At 53.4% G+C, this 15,033-nt stretch carries 18 protein-coding genes; 8 read left to right on the top strand and 10 right to left on the bottom strand.

What is annotated here, in order from left to right; genetic code table 11:
• The first annotated feature begins 117 nt into the window (after positions 1–117).
• Genes flgM through OOJ60_RS12490 form a run of 4 tightly spaced genes read left to right on the top strand, consistent with a single transcriptional unit; the run spans position 118 to position 2,721 of the window.
• A complete protein-coding gene (gene flgM / locus OOJ60_RS12475; RefSeq protein WP_042289118.1) occupies positions 118–390 on the top strand; it encodes a flagellar biosynthesis anti-sigma factor FlgM in 273 nt (90 codons plus the stop codon).
• Between the two features lie 2 nt (positions 391–392).
• Positions 393–830, top strand: a complete 438-nt coding sequence (locus OOJ60_RS12480; protein WP_042289119.1) for a flagella synthesis protein FlgN — start codon at positions 393–395, stop codon at positions 828–830.
• A gap of 33 nt (positions 831–863) precedes the next feature.
• Complete coding sequence (locus OOJ60_RS12485; RefSeq protein WP_205612653.1) at positions 864–1,625, top strand: hypothetical protein; 762 nt, start codon at positions 864–866, stop codon at positions 1,623–1,625.
• 43 nt (positions 1,626–1,668) lie between these two features.
• Positions 1,669–2,721, top strand: a complete 1,053-nt coding sequence (locus OOJ60_RS12490) for a CDP-glycerol glycerophosphotransferase family protein (RefSeq protein WP_233470894.1) — start codon at positions 1,669–1,671, stop codon at positions 2,719–2,721.
• Between the two features lie 39 nt (positions 2,722–2,760).
• On the opposite strand, the gene OOJ60_RS12495 is transcribed toward OOJ60_RS12490, so the two are convergent.
• The 10 genes from OOJ60_RS12495 to OOJ60_RS12540 are packed head-to-tail and all read right to left on the bottom strand — an operon-like array spanning position 2,761 to position 12,218.
• A complete protein-coding gene (locus tag OOJ60_RS12495) occupies positions 2,761–3,183 on the bottom strand; it encodes an adenylyltransferase/cytidyltransferase family protein (RefSeq protein ID WP_042289123.1) in 423 nt (140 codons plus the stop codon).
• Positions 3,184–3,186: 3 nt separating this feature from the next.
• Positions 3,187–4,134: a hypothetical protein gene (locus tag OOJ60_RS12500; RefSeq protein ID WP_205612654.1), complete on the bottom strand. Its 948-nt coding sequence runs from the start codon at positions 4,132–4,134 to the stop codon at positions 3,187–3,189.
• Positions 4,135–4,160: 26 nt separating this feature from the next.
• Positions 4,161–5,564 carry a glycosyltransferase family 2 protein gene (locus tag OOJ60_RS12505; RefSeq protein ID WP_205612655.1) on the bottom strand — a complete coding sequence of 468 codons (1,404 nt, stop codon included), beginning with the start codon at positions 5,562–5,564 and terminating at the stop codon, positions 4,161–4,163.
• 5 nt (positions 5,565–5,569) lie between these two features.
• Positions 5,570–6,013: a flagellar export protein FliJ gene (gene fliJ / locus OOJ60_RS12510; protein WP_042289127.1), complete on the bottom strand. Its 444-nt coding sequence runs from the start codon at positions 6,011–6,013 to the stop codon at positions 5,570–5,572.
• Positions 6,014–6,022: 9 nt separating this feature from the next.
• Positions 6,023–7,342, bottom strand: a complete 1,320-nt coding sequence (gene fliI, locus OOJ60_RS12515) for a flagellar protein export ATPase FliI (protein WP_205612656.1) — start codon at positions 7,340–7,342, stop codon at positions 6,023–6,025.
• Positions 7,329–8,087 carry a flagellar assembly protein FliH gene (gene fliH / locus OOJ60_RS12520; RefSeq protein WP_042289133.1) on the bottom strand — a complete coding sequence of 253 codons (759 nt, stop codon included), beginning with the start codon at positions 8,085–8,087 and terminating at the stop codon, positions 7,329–7,331. Before fliH ends, fliI begins: the two co-directional genes overlap by 14 nt.
• Positions 8,088–8,090: 3 nt before the next feature.
• On the bottom strand, positions 8,091–9,128 hold the full coding sequence (locus OOJ60_RS12525) for a flagellar motor switch protein FliG (RefSeq protein ID WP_042289135.1): 1,038 nt from the start codon (positions 9,126–9,128) through the stop codon (positions 8,091–8,093).
• Positions 9,100–10,785, bottom strand: coding sequence for a flagellar basal-body MS-ring/collar protein FliF (fliF, locus tag OOJ60_RS12530; RefSeq protein ID WP_205612657.1), 1,686 nt, complete (start codon positions 10,783–10,785; stop codon positions 9,100–9,102). The genes OOJ60_RS12525 and fliF overlap by 29 nt, the downstream gene beginning before the upstream one ends.
• A 10-nt stretch (positions 10,786–10,795) precedes the next feature.
• Positions 10,796–11,164, bottom strand: coding sequence for a flagellar hook-basal body complex protein FliE (gene fliE, locus OOJ60_RS12535; RefSeq protein ID WP_205612658.1), 369 nt, complete (start codon positions 11,162–11,164; stop codon positions 10,796–10,798).
• 19 nt (positions 11,165–11,183) lie between these two features.
• Positions 11,184–12,218, bottom strand: coding sequence for a sigma-54 interaction domain-containing protein (locus OOJ60_RS12540; RefSeq protein WP_120714920.1), 1,035 nt, complete (start codon positions 12,216–12,218; stop codon positions 11,184–11,186).
• 513 nt (positions 12,219–12,731) lie between these two features.
• On the opposite strand from OOJ60_RS12540, the gene OOJ60_RS12545 reads away from it, so the two are divergent.
• The 4 genes from OOJ60_RS12545 to fliQ are packed head-to-tail and all read left to right on the top strand — an operon-like array spanning position 12,732 to position 15,031.
• Positions 12,732–13,613 (top strand): flagellar motor switch protein FliM, encoded by an 882-nt coding sequence (locus OOJ60_RS12545; RefSeq protein ID WP_042289143.1) that lies wholly within the window; start codon positions 12,732–12,734, stop codon positions 13,611–13,613.
• Positions 13,606–14,004 (top strand): flagellar motor switch protein FliN, encoded by a 399-nt coding sequence (fliN, locus tag OOJ60_RS12550; protein WP_042289145.1) that lies wholly within the window; start codon positions 13,606–13,608, stop codon positions 14,002–14,004. The genes OOJ60_RS12545 and fliN overlap by 8 nt, the downstream gene beginning before the upstream one ends.
• Positions 14,001–14,756 (top strand): flagellar type III secretion system pore protein FliP, encoded by a 756-nt coding sequence (gene fliP / locus OOJ60_RS12555; RefSeq protein WP_042289147.1) that lies wholly within the window; start codon positions 14,001–14,003, stop codon positions 14,754–14,756. Before fliN ends, fliP begins: the two co-directional genes overlap by 4 nt.
• A 2-nt stretch (positions 14,757–14,758) precedes the next feature.
• Positions 14,759–15,031, top strand: coding sequence for a flagellar biosynthesis protein FliQ (gene fliQ, locus OOJ60_RS12560; RefSeq protein WP_042289150.1), 273 nt, complete (start codon positions 14,759–14,761; stop codon positions 15,029–15,031).
• Positions 15,032–15,033: the final 2 nt, after the last annotated feature.

Genomic DNA, 15,033 nt, shown 5'->3' on the forward strand with positions numbered 1-15,033 from the left:
GGTTTAAGTTTGCCCGACGACTGGCCGCTCTTACACAGTGAGGGCATCGGAAGCCCCTCTTCCGCCAGGCAGGATTCGTCAGCAACCCAAACAAAATTCGAAAAAGAGAGCGTAGCGATGAAAGTAGCAGCAACTCAGTACAACCTGGCAGGCGCCATCAATAATGCCAGCACAGCCGGGCAGACCCAGACCGTCGCGCAGAAAGGCAACAAAATTGAGCGTAGCGCCGCCGTTGACCCAATGCTGGGCGATGCACAATCTCAACTGGCCACGCTGCCGGAAGTGGATATGGCGCGCGTCGCCGAGATGAAAGAAGCCATTAGCAGCGGCAAAATCGCCATTAATCTCGATTCCCTGACCGAATCGATGCAAAAATATTTCCAGAGGTAATTATGACTAACGCTGTCCAGAGCGTTAAGACCCTGATTCAGGGCATGGCCGCCGATCGCCAGCACTACCATGCCCTGCTGCGCCTGCTTGAAACGCAGCGCGAGCACATTGTCGCCCGCCGTGCCGCTGAGCTTGACGCGCTCAACGCGCAGGTAATGGAACAGTATCAACATCTGTCCATCAACAGCCAGCAGCGCTACCGCTTGCTGAAGTCACTGGGCATCCCTGCCAGCGCCGAGGGAATGCAGTCATTGATCGCCCGCCTTCCGCCCGCCAACCGCACGCCCGTCGCCGCACTCTGGCAGGACCTGCAGCAGCAGGCCACTCGCTGTTTTTCAGCCAATGAATACAATGGCTCACTGATGAGTATGCAGCAGGAGATCCTGTTGAACGTCTTAAACGTGAATGAGCCGGAGAACTGGTTATATCAGCAGGGGTAACGCTTCCCTATTTTTCTTAAAGGCTAAACAACAGTGGATGAGAAAACGTTTAAATTCCGCCCCGATATTAATATTCATTATCGAATAAAAAAATCCAAGTATGATTGTCAGCATTTATTAATCGTGATGTCAGGGTTTAACTTACCGGACCCAACCATCTACGATTTTGATATTCTGTCACACTGCCGCTCGACTGTATTATGGATCAAAGATGATTTCAAAGGGTTGCCCGCTTATTACCTGTGCAACGACATGAAATTTGATATAGAAAACGGTGTCAGTCTGCTTATTGACGCGGTCATTAACAATGTGAAACCGGTTAATGTTTCTATACTGGGGGCCTCTAAAGGGGGCAGTGCGGCCCTGTATTATGGTATAAAACATAAAATTAAAAATATTATCACCTGCGTACCTCAATTTAGCATTGGTCGTTATGTTGCTGAAGGCCACTGGGAAGCCGTTGGCGCCGCCATGATGGGTGAAATAAGCCCTCAAAAAGTATTTGCTCTTGACCGTTATATTCCAGGCATCATCAGGCATGATAATGAGACTCAGCGAAACATCTACCTTTTCACGTCAAAACAAGACGTACAGTATGTTACCGAGATAGAACCCAACCTTTCTCTATTTGATAAATACCCTTTATTCAGTCTCATCGAAACCTGTTCACCGCAGGTGACAAAACATACAGAAGTCACTCCCTATAACCTGCCGCTCATTCTGTCATTAATTTATCAATTTGAATCGGGTATTTTCCCTCAGTGGGGGCATATCTATAACGGCCATCACGCCTAATCAATATTACCCGACAATCCTGTTTATATAAAAAGGAAAAAAGATGCAACAGCAATCTGGCTGCGTAGCTTTTTACATGGAGACTTCTTTTCATTATGAAGTTTATCGCAATATCATATCTGTATTGCTGAGCAAAAATGTCAAGTGCGAGTTGCTCATAAATGACTTAATCGAAAAAAACTTCGTCGCTGAGATGATTTCCGGTTTGAATAATATCAAAATGCCGGGACTCACCTGCACCACTCTCTCATGTATTTTACAGACAGAGAAAAAATATCACTGTCTGATCACACCTTATTACATTCGGCATCTGAAAAATTCAGCGCATATTCATATTCGTGCGCTATATGGTCTGGCAAAAAATCAATGGAATCATGCACACTGGAACTCAGATTACCACTATATTCTTTGTTACAGCGACTATACCCAAACATCATTGAACGTGGGTGATAAAGCCATTGTTGTCGGCAACCCACGCTTTGATGACTGGCATAATAATACCTGGTCCAGGACGCTACCGGATGGCATAAAGATTGATCCGGCGAAACCCATACTTCTTTATGCGCCAACCTACGGCGATCTCAGTTCAATTCCTCACTGGGCCGAAAGGCTGGGTCGAATGAACAAAGAATATAATATTATTGCTAAACTGCATCACCGAACGCTTTATAAAGAGAGCGAACGAAACATGCTCAAACTGGTCCGCCGTTTTATTAAGAACATTGTCAGCGATAGCGCCACGACTTTTGCCCTGCTGGACTGTGCCGACTATGTCATTACTGATAATAGCGGTTTTATTTTTGATGCGATTAATGCCGATAAAAAAGTCATTCTTTTAAACTGGCCAGGAATGGAAAAACTGTTAATCAATCAGGCATCCTATAGTTCTGTAGACAGCCCGGAACAAAAAGTTCGCGAATTTATGCCCGTTGCCACAGATATGCAAGATATCAGGCGATATTTGTCTGCTGACTATCCCTGGGAGAATCTCAATACTTCACTGCAACAGATTAAAACGCATTATTGTGACGCGTTTAATGATGGCATGGCTGGCCTGCGGGCAGCGCTGGTGATCGTTGAGGCGTTACACGAATAGTGTTAAGAATAATCTGGCCCGACGCACGCCGGGCCAAACTCAAAAATTTTTAATCACATCGATGATCGAGGTCGTTGAAATGACGGGCGTCCGGGGTAAATAGATCACCTCAACGAGAGACGCGAGTTCATCAAATTTTCCCTGCCAGTCATTACCCATGACGAGCGTATCCGCCGCGTGTTGCTGAATATACCGGGATTTTAATTCCAGAGAGTCTTCAATAAAGACGTCATCGACATATTTTATCCCGGCCACGATAGCAAGTCGATCCTGCTCGTTATAGATAGGGTATCGCCCTTTTTTTCTGTAATTAAGCGCATCCGATGACACGCCAACCACCAGCCGTCCTCCCAGCGATTTCGCCCGGCGCAAAATATTCAGGTGGCCGACATGAAAAACATCGAACGTCCCAAAGGTAATAATTTTTTTACTGTGTTCAGGCTGGCGTACATCTGTATTCATACGTTATCTCAACAGCGATAATCCATGGAGCAACCGATAATCTGCTGTATATTGCGCCGGCGACGGGGAAGGATTTTTGCTCTGCCACGCCTCCAGCGCGCTGGCCAGCATCGCCACATCTTCCGGGGACAACTCCTGACGTTCGTCGCAACGAATGCTGCAGATCGCTTTTAAGCGGAAAAACGTCCGCGCCAGATTCAGAAAGGCTTCGCCATAGTTATCACAATGGAGACCGGGGAAAATGCGGCTGTAGAGCGCATAGAGTAAAATGTTATTGAGAAGCCAGGGCTGTTCGTTAAACAGCGGTATGGTCTGCCAGTGCGATTTGAGCGCGTCAAGCCGCTCCGCCAGTCGCGACGGCGACATAATCCCCAGCTCGCTCAGCTTCAGCGATATCACCATTTTTTCCGCCATCGGTAAATTCAGCGTCAGGCGAATCGCTCCCATCTCTTTTAACACTGCGCATGGGTTTTCCGGGATTTCCGGCAGCATCGTAAACTGCTGAGAGAGAATGCCCTGATCCGCCAGACTGGCAAGCTGATCACCCATCGACGCCAGTAACGCCGGGTCATGCTCGCCGTTATCCCGGTACTGCTGCGCTTTACTCAGCAATATGCCAATCGTGTAGAGACGCTCGTCATGTGACAGCGCCGGATGAATTGCCAGGTTGATGCACTGCTGATTCAGGACTTCGCTCCAGCCAGAAAGAACTTCTTCTCCCTGTGCCGGTGCCTGTGACGTATGCAGCACAAATGCTTCCGGGTTGAGTACAATTTCACGCGCTGCCGTTTCACACGCCATATCCAGGCTTTCACGCTGCTGGTTTTTCATTTTTATACTGATGTACGGCCAGCCCTGCGGCGCGTTGCGGCAGGCCTGGCATTCACAGACGCTATCCCGCGCCATAAACCGTCTTACAAATTCAGGTTGGTAATGTTCAGTCAGTTCCATAGTGCTCTCTCAGGGGGATAATCGGTTTAGCGGTGTTTGCGGAAAAACCAGTGGGTACAGTCGATGACCTCACCGCTTTTCGGGTCCGGATGGTGTTGTAAAAAGGCGAAACCGGGACTAAAACCGAGCCATACGTCGCCACGCCCCATCACCCCGGCCCAGCAGCGGTCAAGGTTGACGTCCTGCGCCATCCCCTGGCGATAGGCGCTTAATAGTTCGCCATAATAGGGCGCATTGATCGCGTAGGCGCAGCCACACCCGGCGTTGAAGATACGCGCGACGCCCGGCATCGATTGCATCGGCGTGAAGTTTTCATAACGCGCCCCCAACGTCAGTCCGTGCCAGGCGACCTGCTCCAGCCCGTTCAGCAGTTTGTTGACGTAGAGGATCGTGTTCTCTTTTTTGACAAACTGAATATCGGCGTCAAGCAACAGCACATTGCGCCAGCCCTGCTGCTGCGCCTCCTCCAGTACCTGACAGTGGGTTTCGAGCTCAAGCGTCTGCTTCTCCACTGGCCAAATTTGACTGGCGCGAACGCCAAACGCCATCAGCGCTTCGCAGCGTGCCTGGAGCGCAGGCGCCTGGCCGCCATCAAACAGTACCGCGATTTTTTCAAAGATCGCCCAGTTCACTTGCGTATTTACCGGGGCATGGCTCAGGCGGCGATAGTGCGCCAGCAGGTTCGGGTCGCTGACAAAATCCTCAATCGTGAGATCCACCGGTGTGGAAGTGCTCATTACAAAGTCTTTGTCGTAGGTATTGTGGCTATGCGAAATGCACAAAATGGACTGCTTCGGGTCGATCTGCAGCACCGGCGTAGTAAACCCGTTCAGAAACGATGTCTCCTCGGCTCGGGTCGCGGTATCGTCATAACGATGCTTTTTCAGGAAGTTGCGATGAAACCCAAAAGTACCGTTCAGCGCATGCCTGGGGCCAAAAGCATGGGTAAGATAAATTTTATTCAGATGGCTGTACCAGATATAGAGACGATCGGTGCCGGAGAAAAGCGCGTTGTTCTCCTGCATTTGCGCCACCTGATGAGAAATTTTATTCGGCGGGTAGTAGTCATCATCATCAAAGCAGAGGATGTATTCGCCTTTCGCCAGCTCGTTGAGCATATTGCGTTTTTGCCCAAGCACCAGTCGCTCTTCGCTGTGAATATAGCGCACGTTCGGGCACGCCGGGTCGACCATCATTGCAATGAGGTCAGCATTGCTCTGCGCAGAGTCATCAAGAATCACCAGCTCACGCTTCTCCGCCGGGTAGTCCTGGTACTGCCACATATAAAGCAGATAGGGCAGAAATTCGCGACGGTTATAGGTAGGGCAGACCACGCTGATAAACGGCGTGTGCCGGGGAGAGACCGTCTTCTGACGTTTCATCAACGTGTCCATCAGCGAGGCGGACCCGGTTTTTTTTAGGTTTGCCATCGTTCTTATCGTTGTCGTTGGAGGATCTGCTGGCGCATCCAGCACTGCGCGGAAATAGCGTCTGTGGTTTTCTGTTCGCGGCGCGTATGTTCAGCCTGCTTGTCAGCGCGTTTCGCATCCAGCACCAGCTCCAGGCTCTTCTCACGCCGCGACGCCGTCAGCAGCCTGCCCTGGATTTGCTGCGCTTCCAGGCGGGCCAGCGCCTGCTCCTGTTTCTGCCAGTCAATGACCCGCTGAATGTTGTGCTTATATTTTGACTGGTTGAACATCATTGCCGCGTTGCCGCCCTGAGCGGCTGACATCCCGGTGGCCAGCGAGGTCAGACCGGCGATATTCTTCTCAAAGCGCTGGCAGAGCTGGTTCTGTGAAGCCAGTTTGCCGGCTAAGTCATTCACCGCGCGATGTCGCAGCAGATGGAGTTGTTCCAGCGTTGATATCAGTTTGCTCATCGTTCAGCCTTATCCCGCTTGCGCCAGCGCGCACAAATTATTGACGACCGCGGCGATTGGCGCGGCATCCTGCACTTCCTGCTGTAAAAACTGGGTGATGGCGGGAGACAGGCGCACAGATCTGTCGGCCAACGCATCGGCACCCGCTACATACCCCCCCAGCGGGATCAGCGGTTTAATATTTTGATATTCCGCGTAAAGCTGCTTGAGGGTACGGGCGGCGAGCTGATGCTCCCGCGTGGTTATCTGGCTCATACAGCGGCTGATGGACTGGCCGATATCGATAGCCGGATAGTGTCCGGCTTCAGCCAGATGGCGAGACAGAACGATATGCCCGTCGAGTACTGCACGGGCGCAGTCGACGATCGGGTCCTGCTGATCGTCCCCTTCCGCCAGTACGGTATAGATCGCGGTCATCGAACCCGCGCCTTCATTATTACCGGCGCTTTCCACCAGACGAGGGATCATGCCGAACGCCGAGGGCGGATACCCTTTCGTGGCAGGCGGTTCACCCAGCGACAGAGCGATTTCACGCTGCGCCATAGCGTAGCGCGTCAAAGAATCGACCAGCAGCAGCACATCTTTACCTTTGTCACGATAGTAGCTGGCGATGGTGTGGCACAGTTCGGTGGCTTTCATACGCATCAGCGGCGACTCATCGGCCGGTGCCGCGACAATCACCGATTTCGCCAGCCCTTCGACCTTCAGCGAATTTTCAATAAACTCTCTCACCTCGCGGCCACGTTCGCCAATCAGGCCAACCACCACCACTTCCGCCTGGGTATAGCGGGTGATCATGCCGAGCAGTACGCTCTTGCCGACGCCGCTGCCCGCCATCAGCCCCACGCGCTGACCCTTGCCGATGGTCAACAGGCCGTTAATGGCGCGCACGCCCACGTCCAGCGGCGATTCAACCGGCTGGCGTTTCAGGGGGTGGATCTGCGGCAGTTGCTGCGCCAGCAGCGTATCGCCGCCCAGCTTGCCCTTATCATCAATCGGCTCGCCCAGGCCATTTACCACGCGGCCCAGCCACTGATCGCCAATCATCGCTCCTTCGCTTTTTCCGGCCGGAAAGACGCGCGCCCCGGCAATCAGGCCGGACGGCTGTTTGAAGGGCATCAGGTAGGTCACTTCGCGGTCAAAACCAACCACCTGCGCATCCAGGGTTTCACCATCCACGCTTTCCACGCGGCAGATCTGGCCTACGGCCAGGCGGCAGCCGACGCACTCCAACAAAATGCCGTTCACGCGCACCAGACGCCCGGCGACGCGCGCCAGATCTATCTGTTCGATCGATTTCAGCGCCTGTTCGAAATCAAGGCTGCTCATGGGTCACATCCGACAGCAGGTTTTCTTTCAGCACATCGACACACTGATCCAGACGATGCTGACAGCCGACGTCTATTTCAGTGGTGTCGGTCACCACGCGGCATTCGCCCGGCTCCAGGGTGGCATCGGCTGCCAGCCCCCATTCGCGGGTTTTCTCCGGCTCCGCTTCGCTGATGCGCTGAAACTCTTGCGCATTCAGCAATACGCGTACCTGTTCCGGCGGCTGCGGCAGGCTGGTTAACGCCTCTTCCACCAGCGCCAGCAGTTGCGTGGGTTGCAGCGCCAGTTCGCAGCGGATCACCTGACGGGTCACTTTTTCCACCAGTTGCAGCAGCTCTTCGCGGCGGCGCTGCTCATAACGTTCAAGATAATGCTGTACTTCCGTGGCGATGCGCTCAAACGGTGCGGCGGCCTCCATAAACTGCTGGCGCGCCTGCTGTTTGCCTTCCGCCAGCCCTTTGCGCATCCCCTCGTCGAATCCGAGACGCACTCCCTCCTGGTAGCCCTCTTCTTTCCCTTCGGCCATCCCCAGGGCAAACCCCTGGTTCATGCCGTCCTGAAAACCCTCTTTTTTCTGCTGCTGGTATTCTGCGGGATCGAGCGCGCGCGTCCCCTCCTCTTCGCGCGGCGGACCGTTCTGCACCCAGCGTTTACGCAGCGGAGGGAATTTGTGCAGGCGCGGCTTCACCACCGCCTGGCGGCGAGGAGTCAGGGCATCAAGCGGCAGATTGCGACGTTTAAACATGCCTTACTCCACCGTCTGCTCGGCAAACAGCTGCACCTGGATTTCGCCCTCTTCGGCGAGCTGACGCACCACCTGCATGATCTCTTTGCGCACCTGCTCAATGCGACTGACCGGCACCGGCCCGAGACGCGAAGTGGTATTTTGCAGCAGCGTCACCTGACGCTTAGGCATAACGTTGAAAATCGCCTGGCGCAGAACCGGCTCGGTGCCTTTCAGCGCCACAGCCCAGTCCTCCAGCGGGATTTCATCCAGCAAATACTGCAAGGTCACCTGCGTCTGGCGACTGAGGATATAGAACTCATACATCTCATCTTTCAGATCGTCGACCACCTTCTCGTCTCGCTCGCGCAGCTGATCCAACAGGATCTGCTGGTTGCTCGGAATACGGTTGACAATGTTGGCGGCGTGCTTAATGCCGATCACTTTTGAGCCATGTTCAGAGAGCACCGCCACGCCGCGATCGATTAAGCGGTCGAGTTCGTCGATCACATCGCGGTTAATATCATCGAGGCGTGCGATGCGGTAGATAATCTCATCCTGGCGTTCGCGCGGCAGAACATTCAGCACGCTGGCAGCGATGTCCGGCGGCAGGAAGGCGAGGAAAACTGCCTGCAACTGCAGGTGCTCCTGCTCAATCAGCGCCGCCAGCTGCGGAATATCCACCCACTGCAGGCGCGCCATGCGGTAGCGGATCTCATCGCCATAGATGCCGTTAATCACGCTGCGGGCAATTTCGCCACCCAGCGCTTTTTCCAGAATGCTGCGCAGATAGGTGCGCGACGCACCGTTGATCCCGCTCTGCTCGCGGTAATCCGAGAAGAAGTTGTTCATCGCCTGGCGCGCCTGGTTTACCTTTACATCATGTAAACGCGCCATGGTTTCGCTGAGCAGCACCACCTCTTCACGATCCATTTTTCTCATCACCTGAGCGGCGGCCTCTTCACCCACGCTCAACAGGAGGATTGCCGCCTGCTCCAGGCGGCTGCGCCCGGCTGCCCCGTCGCTGCTATGATTATTCCGGTTTACTGTTGCTTCGCTCATTGCTGTTGATCCATTGTTTCAGTACGTCCGCTACACGCTCGGTTTCACTCTGCGCCAGCACCTGGAGATATTCGACTTTCGCTTCCAGACCGGAGCTCTGCGGCGGCAGATGATCGTCATTATGGAAGCCCACTTTCGGCAGGCCATTCGACAGGGCGTCTTCCGCCATCACTCCCTCATGGCTCAGCAGAATGTTCTCTGGTTCTGCTTCTTTCTCGATGGCGACCCGTTCACGGCGGCCAAAGCGCTGCGCCAGCGGACGCACGCCAAACAGCAGGGTTAACAGCGCCAGCAGGCCAATGCCGCCATTCTGCCCCCAGTACTGCATGGACGGGTCCTGCCACCACTTCAGCTCCGGCATGACATTTCCTTCCGGCGCGGTAAAGGCCAGCACGTCCATCGTCAGGACATCGCCGCGCGATTTTTCGATACCGGCGGCGCTCTCCACCAGACGCGTCATAGAGGCCAGCTGTTCCGGAGTCATTTTCGCCAGCGCCGGCGCCGACTTGTTCAGCGCCACGGCGACGCTCATTTTTTCCAGCTTGTAGCCAGGGTGGCGGATATGGCGAATATCGCGGTCAAAGGCGTATTTACGCTGCTGCTGGCTGCGGCTGGAGAGCGAACGCGGGTCGGCGCTGTCGCCGTTCGCCGCGTTCGCGTCAGGCTGTACGCCCGCCGCCTGATTTGCCGCAGCCTGCGGCGCCTGGTTCACCGGGCGATTGCTCAGGGAGCCCGGAATGCCGAACGCCATTTCGTTGGTGGTGTTTTCCTGTGTGACCTGCTCATCGCTGACGAGCGGCTCTTTCCCAAGGCGCTCCTGCGTCTCTTCCACGCGGCTCAGGTTGACGTCCGGCGCAACGCTGATGCGAAAGTTGCCCGCGCCGACCAGAGAGGTCAGCAGGCTGGCGATGTTCTGGCTGGTATCGGCGCGGATGCGCTGCACCACATCGCTGCCCGGCCCCTTACCCGCCAGCGCGCCATCCGGCCCGTCGATTCCGGCCGAGAGCAGATTCCCCGCCTGGTCTACCACGCGGACATTCGTTGGCAACATGCCGGGCACGCTGCCGGAAACCAGTTGAACGATAGAAGCAACCTGCGCATCATCCAGCTTTTTGCCGTAGCGTAGCTGCACCATCACCGAGGCGCTGCTGCCCGGTTTGTTCGCCAGCACGAATGAGCTCGCTTCGCTGATCCCAAGATGCACGCGGGCATTTTCCACCGCTTCCAGCGCCATAATGCTTTTCGCCAGCTCACCCTCCATGCTGCGCTTGTAGCGCACGTTCTGAATAAACTGGCTGCTGCCCAGCATCTCTTCTTTGTCCATCAGCTCATAGCCCTCCGGCGTGAGCGCACTGATGCCCTTCGCCGCCAATGCCATACGCGCCTGAGAGAGTTTGCTTTCGCTGACCAGGATCTGGCCGTTGTCCGGGTTAATACGGTAAGGAATGGTTTCCGCCCCCAACACCTCCACCACCTGAGAGACCGGGAGATGCTCTTGCGAACCATAAAGCGCCACATAGCCCTGATTGCGGTTCCACAGGGAAAGCACGATGCCGAGCGTCAGTACCACGCCACCGACGATAGCCAGCAGTTGCGTTTTATTCAGGCCGGAAGGCAGTGAAACGGCGGGAAGACGAGATTTGATCTTGTTTAACACGATTAAAACCTTAGAGCGGAGTATTCATCACTTCGTCCAGCGCGCTGGTGAGCTTATTGCGCACCTGCATCATGGCCGAGAAAGCCACACTGGCCTTTTGACTTTCGATCATTGCACCGGCTAAATCATCGCTCTGACCCATATCAATCGCTTTCTGTTTTGCGCCCGCGCTGTGCTGAATGGCATCAACATTATCGATAGCGTTATTAAGAACCTGACCAAAAGAAAGCGGTTCGCTGGCCGCGAACGCGCTGCTGGCGGGCTGTACCGACGCGTGCGCATCCAGTCCGCTGGCAGAGGCCAGCGCGGCGGTGTGCTGCATCCGGCTCAGTATCTCCGTCTGCGCCGGGTTCATGCCTGTTGCTCGTATTTCATCCATTACTCAATCCTTCCTGGCCTCAGGAGTCACATTCAAGGTCGATGCCTTCATCACGCATCGAAGCGAGGCGATAACGCAGGGCGCGGGGGGTGATGCCTAAAAATTCGGCGGTCTTTGATTTATTGCCTTTATGGCGCTTCAGCAAGTCGATGATGTACTGGTATTCCGCCAGACGGCCATGCAGCTTGACGTCACGGATCGCCGATGCGCCCGCACTCTCCTGCTCGCGGTAAGCGGGCATCATGTCGATGGCCGGGGTTTCCGGCAGCATCACCCGCGCAACCAGACCGAAATCAGCGGCGCTGACCTCTTCGCCATTGCATAAAATCATGCCGCGCTGAATCACGTTTTCCAGCTCTCGCACATTGCCCGGCCAGTCGTAGCCCAGCAACGCCTTACGCGCATCATCGCCAAGGCGTAAGCTCCCCTTGTGAAAAGCGCGGTATTTGGCGATAAAGCGCTGCGCCAGCGGCAGAATGTCCTGCTTACGTTCACGCAGCGGCGTAATATGAATCGGCACCACCGAAATACGGTAAAAGAGATCCTGGCGGAAACGGCCTTCCGCAATTTCCTGCTGCAAATCTTTATTTGTGGAAGCAATTAAACGAATATCCAGCGGAATGCGTTTATGGCTGCCAAGACGTTCGACTTCCTGCTCCTGTAATACGCGCAGTAATTTCGCCTGCAGCGCCAGCGGCATGTCGCCAATTTCATCCAGCAGCAGCGTGCCGCCGTTGGCCTGTTCAAATTTACCCGCCACGCTGGCTACCGCGCCGGTAAATGCGCCTTTTTCATAACCGAATAAAATGGCTTCCAGCATACTTTCCGGAATCGCCGCACAGTTAACCCCCACATAAGGAGCCTCGCTGCCACAGGCGTGTTCATGAATGTATTTCGCAACACACTCTTTACCTGTTCCCGTTTCGCCAGTAATGAGAACTGAAACATTATAGTTTGCAACACGGCGGGCTAACGACATTACGTTAACGCTGGCAGGGGAAACAGCAATAAAGCCGTTTTCATTGCGCTCTTCACGGTCAATGATAATGCTCATCAGGAGTACCAACAGAAAGAACAAATAAAAGATACCCCACTCTACTTTTATTAAACACATCGCCACAGAATATTATCCGTAGCACGCACAACAAGGCGAAAAACGAAATGTTAATAAAAATAAGTAGGATGTTAACCTTTCATAAAAGGGCATGATTTATGAAAGTGAGTGCAGTATACCCACGGACTCAGAATTGTCTTTTTTTTAATGGGTATTAAAATATTAATCATTTAAAAACAATAAGTTATAAAAGTTATTAATCAATATGATCGCAGATAAATAATGGATTAATAACCCATTACCTATTGCAAATAAAAGCCTGTAATTGTCTAATCCTCTTCCTGATGAATGGAGTGTAAGTCTGCACCTCGCGAAGTTTCCCCGATGTTGTAGTAGAGCGACACGAGATTGTAAAAACTCAAATGCTTCCACGATTTTTTTGTAGATAGCGCCATTCAGATTAATAACGAGCGTTATTACTCGATTGACCATTACTATTAACCCGGAATAATCATGTACCCTGTCTCACAGCGAATCAGAATCCATAAGCACGATGATTTGCCCGATCTCATCAAACCAGAGATCAGCAAGCTCGGTCGCCCATGGCATAAACTGCCAAAGCTGATGAATGACTGCTTTGACATCCTTGACGCCAGACTGAGCATCTATTTTCTGAAGAAGCTCCGCGTCAATGCAGCGTTAAAGACCATGACGTTTGCGATAGATCAAAACTATAAAAACGCGCAAATATTCTCAACACCCTACGGTAATATTGCGTTTGTCATTGACCGTATTTTACTGCTGAATATTCTTCATGATTATTATGGTTTGAGCAAAGACAGTAATCATGTCGCGCCCGACGACACATTGCCGGTGACCAAAACCGAAGAACGCCTGAAAAGTAAACTGGGCCAGGAATTAACGTCATTAATTATCAGCAAAGAAACCTTCGGGGAAAATCTCGATATTAAAATCGATTATTCCACGGTCATTAGCCAATGGTCATGGTGTATTACCTTTACGCTCGAAGGATATGACCACGGCAGCTTTACCGTGCTCCTCGACCATCATCATGTCGATCAGATGCTGGCGTCGCTGCGTACACCCGAAGCCAGCCAGAGCAGCGTGCAAAGCGCACCGCTGAGCCCGGCACAAATCGAGCGTCTTTTCGATACGCTGCCGTTGAAGCTGAATGGCCGTCTGGCCAGCCTTAACCTGACGGTCGCGCAGATCGCCGACATCAAACCTGGCGACATCATCCCTATCGCCGTAAATGAACCGTTACCGGTTTTTATCGGTAAAGAACAAATTTTTGAAGCCGCAATTGCAGAAGATCGCAGCAAGTTGTTCCTGTGCGATATCTATGACAAAACAACCGAGAAACACTATGAGTGATTTGCAACACGAACTGAGTCAGTCTCTCGATCTTGACGATCTGAACCTCAGCGATATGCCGCAGGAAGCCACCGTCGAAGGCAATATCCGTCTTGATTTGCAGTCGGAAACGCGCAGCGCGCCGATGACCGACATGCGTAAAATGGCCCTGTTCCGCCGTATTCCGGTCACACTGACGCTGGAAGTCGCCTCCGTCGATATTTCGCTGGCAGAACTGATGACGGTCAACAGCGATTCCGTCATCGAACTGGACAAAATGGCAGGCGAGCCGCTGGATATCAAGGTTAACGGCATTCTGTTCGGCAAAGCTGAAGTGGTGGTGCTGAACGATAAATATGGGCTGCGCATTATCGAGTTTAACGCCAAAGAGCTTGGTGAGTTGACGCGATGAATCAGTCGTTTTACCGCAGCGGCATCGCCCTGTTGCTGCTCCTGGGTTTGCTGTTTGCCCAGCCCGTACTGGCGGCAAACGGTGATGTCACCCTCTTTAGCACCGCAACGACGCAGACAGGCCAGGATTACAACGTCAAAATTGAGATCCTGATCCTGATGACCCTGCTCGGCCTGCTGCCGATCATGGTGCTGATGATGACCTGTTTCACCCGCTTTATTATCGTCCTGGCGATTTTGCGCCAGGCGCTGGGGCTACAGCAGAGCCCACCCAACAAAATCCTGACCGGTATCGCACTGGCACTGACGCTGCTGGTGATGCGCCCGGTATGGACGACCATCTATACGGACGCCATCACCCCGTTCCAGAACGATGAAATCACGCTGAAGCAGGCGCTGGCAAAGGCGGAAGCCCCGCTGAAAAAATATATGCTGGCGCAAACCAACAATAAGGCGATGGCGCAGATGATGAGCATCGCGGGTATCGAAGGTGATGCCCGCGAACAGGATTTAACGGTGGTAACGCCCGCGTACCTGCTGAGCGAACTGAAAACCGCTTTCCAGATAGGTTTCATGATCTACATCCCCTTCCTGGTTATCGACCTGATCGTCGCCAGTATTCTCATGGCGATGGGGATGATGATGCTGTCGCCGCTGATCGTTTCGCTGCCCTTTAAGCTGATGCTGTTCGTGCTTTGCGACGGCTGGACGCTGATTGTCGGCACGCTGACCTCCAGCGTGCAGGGGTTATAACGATGATGAATATGGATACCGCCGGAGACATCATGGCCTCCGGCATTCATCTGGTGCTGTTGATCTCCGCCGTCGCGATTGTACCCAGCCTGATTGTCGGGCTGTGCGTCAGTATTTTTCAGGCCACCACGCAGATTAACGAACAGACGCTGAGCTTTCTGCCGCGCCTGGTGGTGACGCTGGGGGTGCTGATTTTTGCCGGAAAGTGGATGCTGACGCAGTTGGTGGACTTTACCACGCAGATCTTTCACCAGGCGGCGGGGCTGGTAGGCTAAAC

The sequence above is a fragment of the Citrobacter sp. R4 genome, assembly GCF_026719175.1.
Lineage (GTDB): Bacteria > Pseudomonadota > Gammaproteobacteria > Enterobacterales > Enterobacteriaceae > Citrobacter_A > Citrobacter_A sedlakii.

Bases quoted from the DNA above. Each gene is read 5' to 3' on its own strand.
- flgM (WP_042289118.1), top strand. From the start codon at position 118: ATGAAAGTAGCAGCAACTCAGTACAACCTGGCAGGCGCCATCAATAAT.
- OOJ60_RS12480 (WP_042289119.1), top strand. From the start codon at position 393: ATGACTAACGCTGTCCAGAGCGTTAAGACCCTGATTCAGGGCATGGCC.
- OOJ60_RS12490 (WP_233470894.1), top strand. From the start codon at position 1,669: ATGCAACAGCAATCTGGCTGCGTAGCTTTTTACATGGAGACTTCTTTT.
- OOJ60_RS12495 (WP_042289123.1), bottom strand. From the start codon at position 3,183: ATGAATACAGATGTACGCCAGCCTGAACACAGTAAAAAAATTATTACC.
- OOJ60_RS12500 (WP_205612654.1), bottom strand. From the start codon at position 4,134: ATGGAACTGACTGAACATTACCAACCTGAATTTGTAAGACGGTTTATG.
- OOJ60_RS12505 (WP_205612655.1), bottom strand. From the start codon at position 5,564: ATGGCAAACCTAAAAAAAACCGGGTCCGCCTCGCTGATGGACACGTTG.
- fliJ (WP_042289127.1), bottom strand. From the start codon at position 6,013: ATGAGCAAACTGATATCAACGCTGGAACAACTCCATCTGCTGCGACAT.
- fliI (WP_205612656.1), bottom strand. From the start codon at position 7,342: ATGAGCAGCCTTGATTTCGAACAGGCGCTGAAATCGATCGAACAGATA.
- fliH (WP_042289133.1), bottom strand. From the start codon at position 8,087: ATGTTTAAACGTCGCAATCTGCCGCTTGATGCCCTGACTCCTCGCCGC.
- OOJ60_RS12525 (WP_042289135.1), bottom strand. From the start codon at position 9,128: ATGAGCGAAGCAACAGTAAACCGGAATAATCATAGCAGCGACGGGGCA.
- fliE (WP_205612658.1), bottom strand. From the start codon at position 11,164: ATGGATGAAATACGAGCAACAGGCATGAACCCGGCGCAGACGGAGATA.
- OOJ60_RS12540 (WP_120714920.1), bottom strand. From the start codon at position 12,218: ATGAGCATTATCATTGACCGTGAAGAGCGCAATGAAAACGGCTTTATT.
- OOJ60_RS12545 (WP_042289143.1), top strand. From the start codon at position 12,732: ATGTACCCTGTCTCACAGCGAATCAGAATCCATAAGCACGATGATTTG.
- fliN (WP_042289145.1), top strand. From the start codon at position 13,606: ATGAGTGATTTGCAACACGAACTGAGTCAGTCTCTCGATCTTGACGAT.
- fliP (WP_042289147.1), top strand. From the start codon at position 14,001: ATGAATCAGTCGTTTTACCGCAGCGGCATCGCCCTGTTGCTGCTCCTG.
- fliQ (WP_042289150.1), top strand. From the start codon at position 14,759: ATGATGAATATGGATACCGCCGGAGACATCATGGCCTCCGGCATTCAT.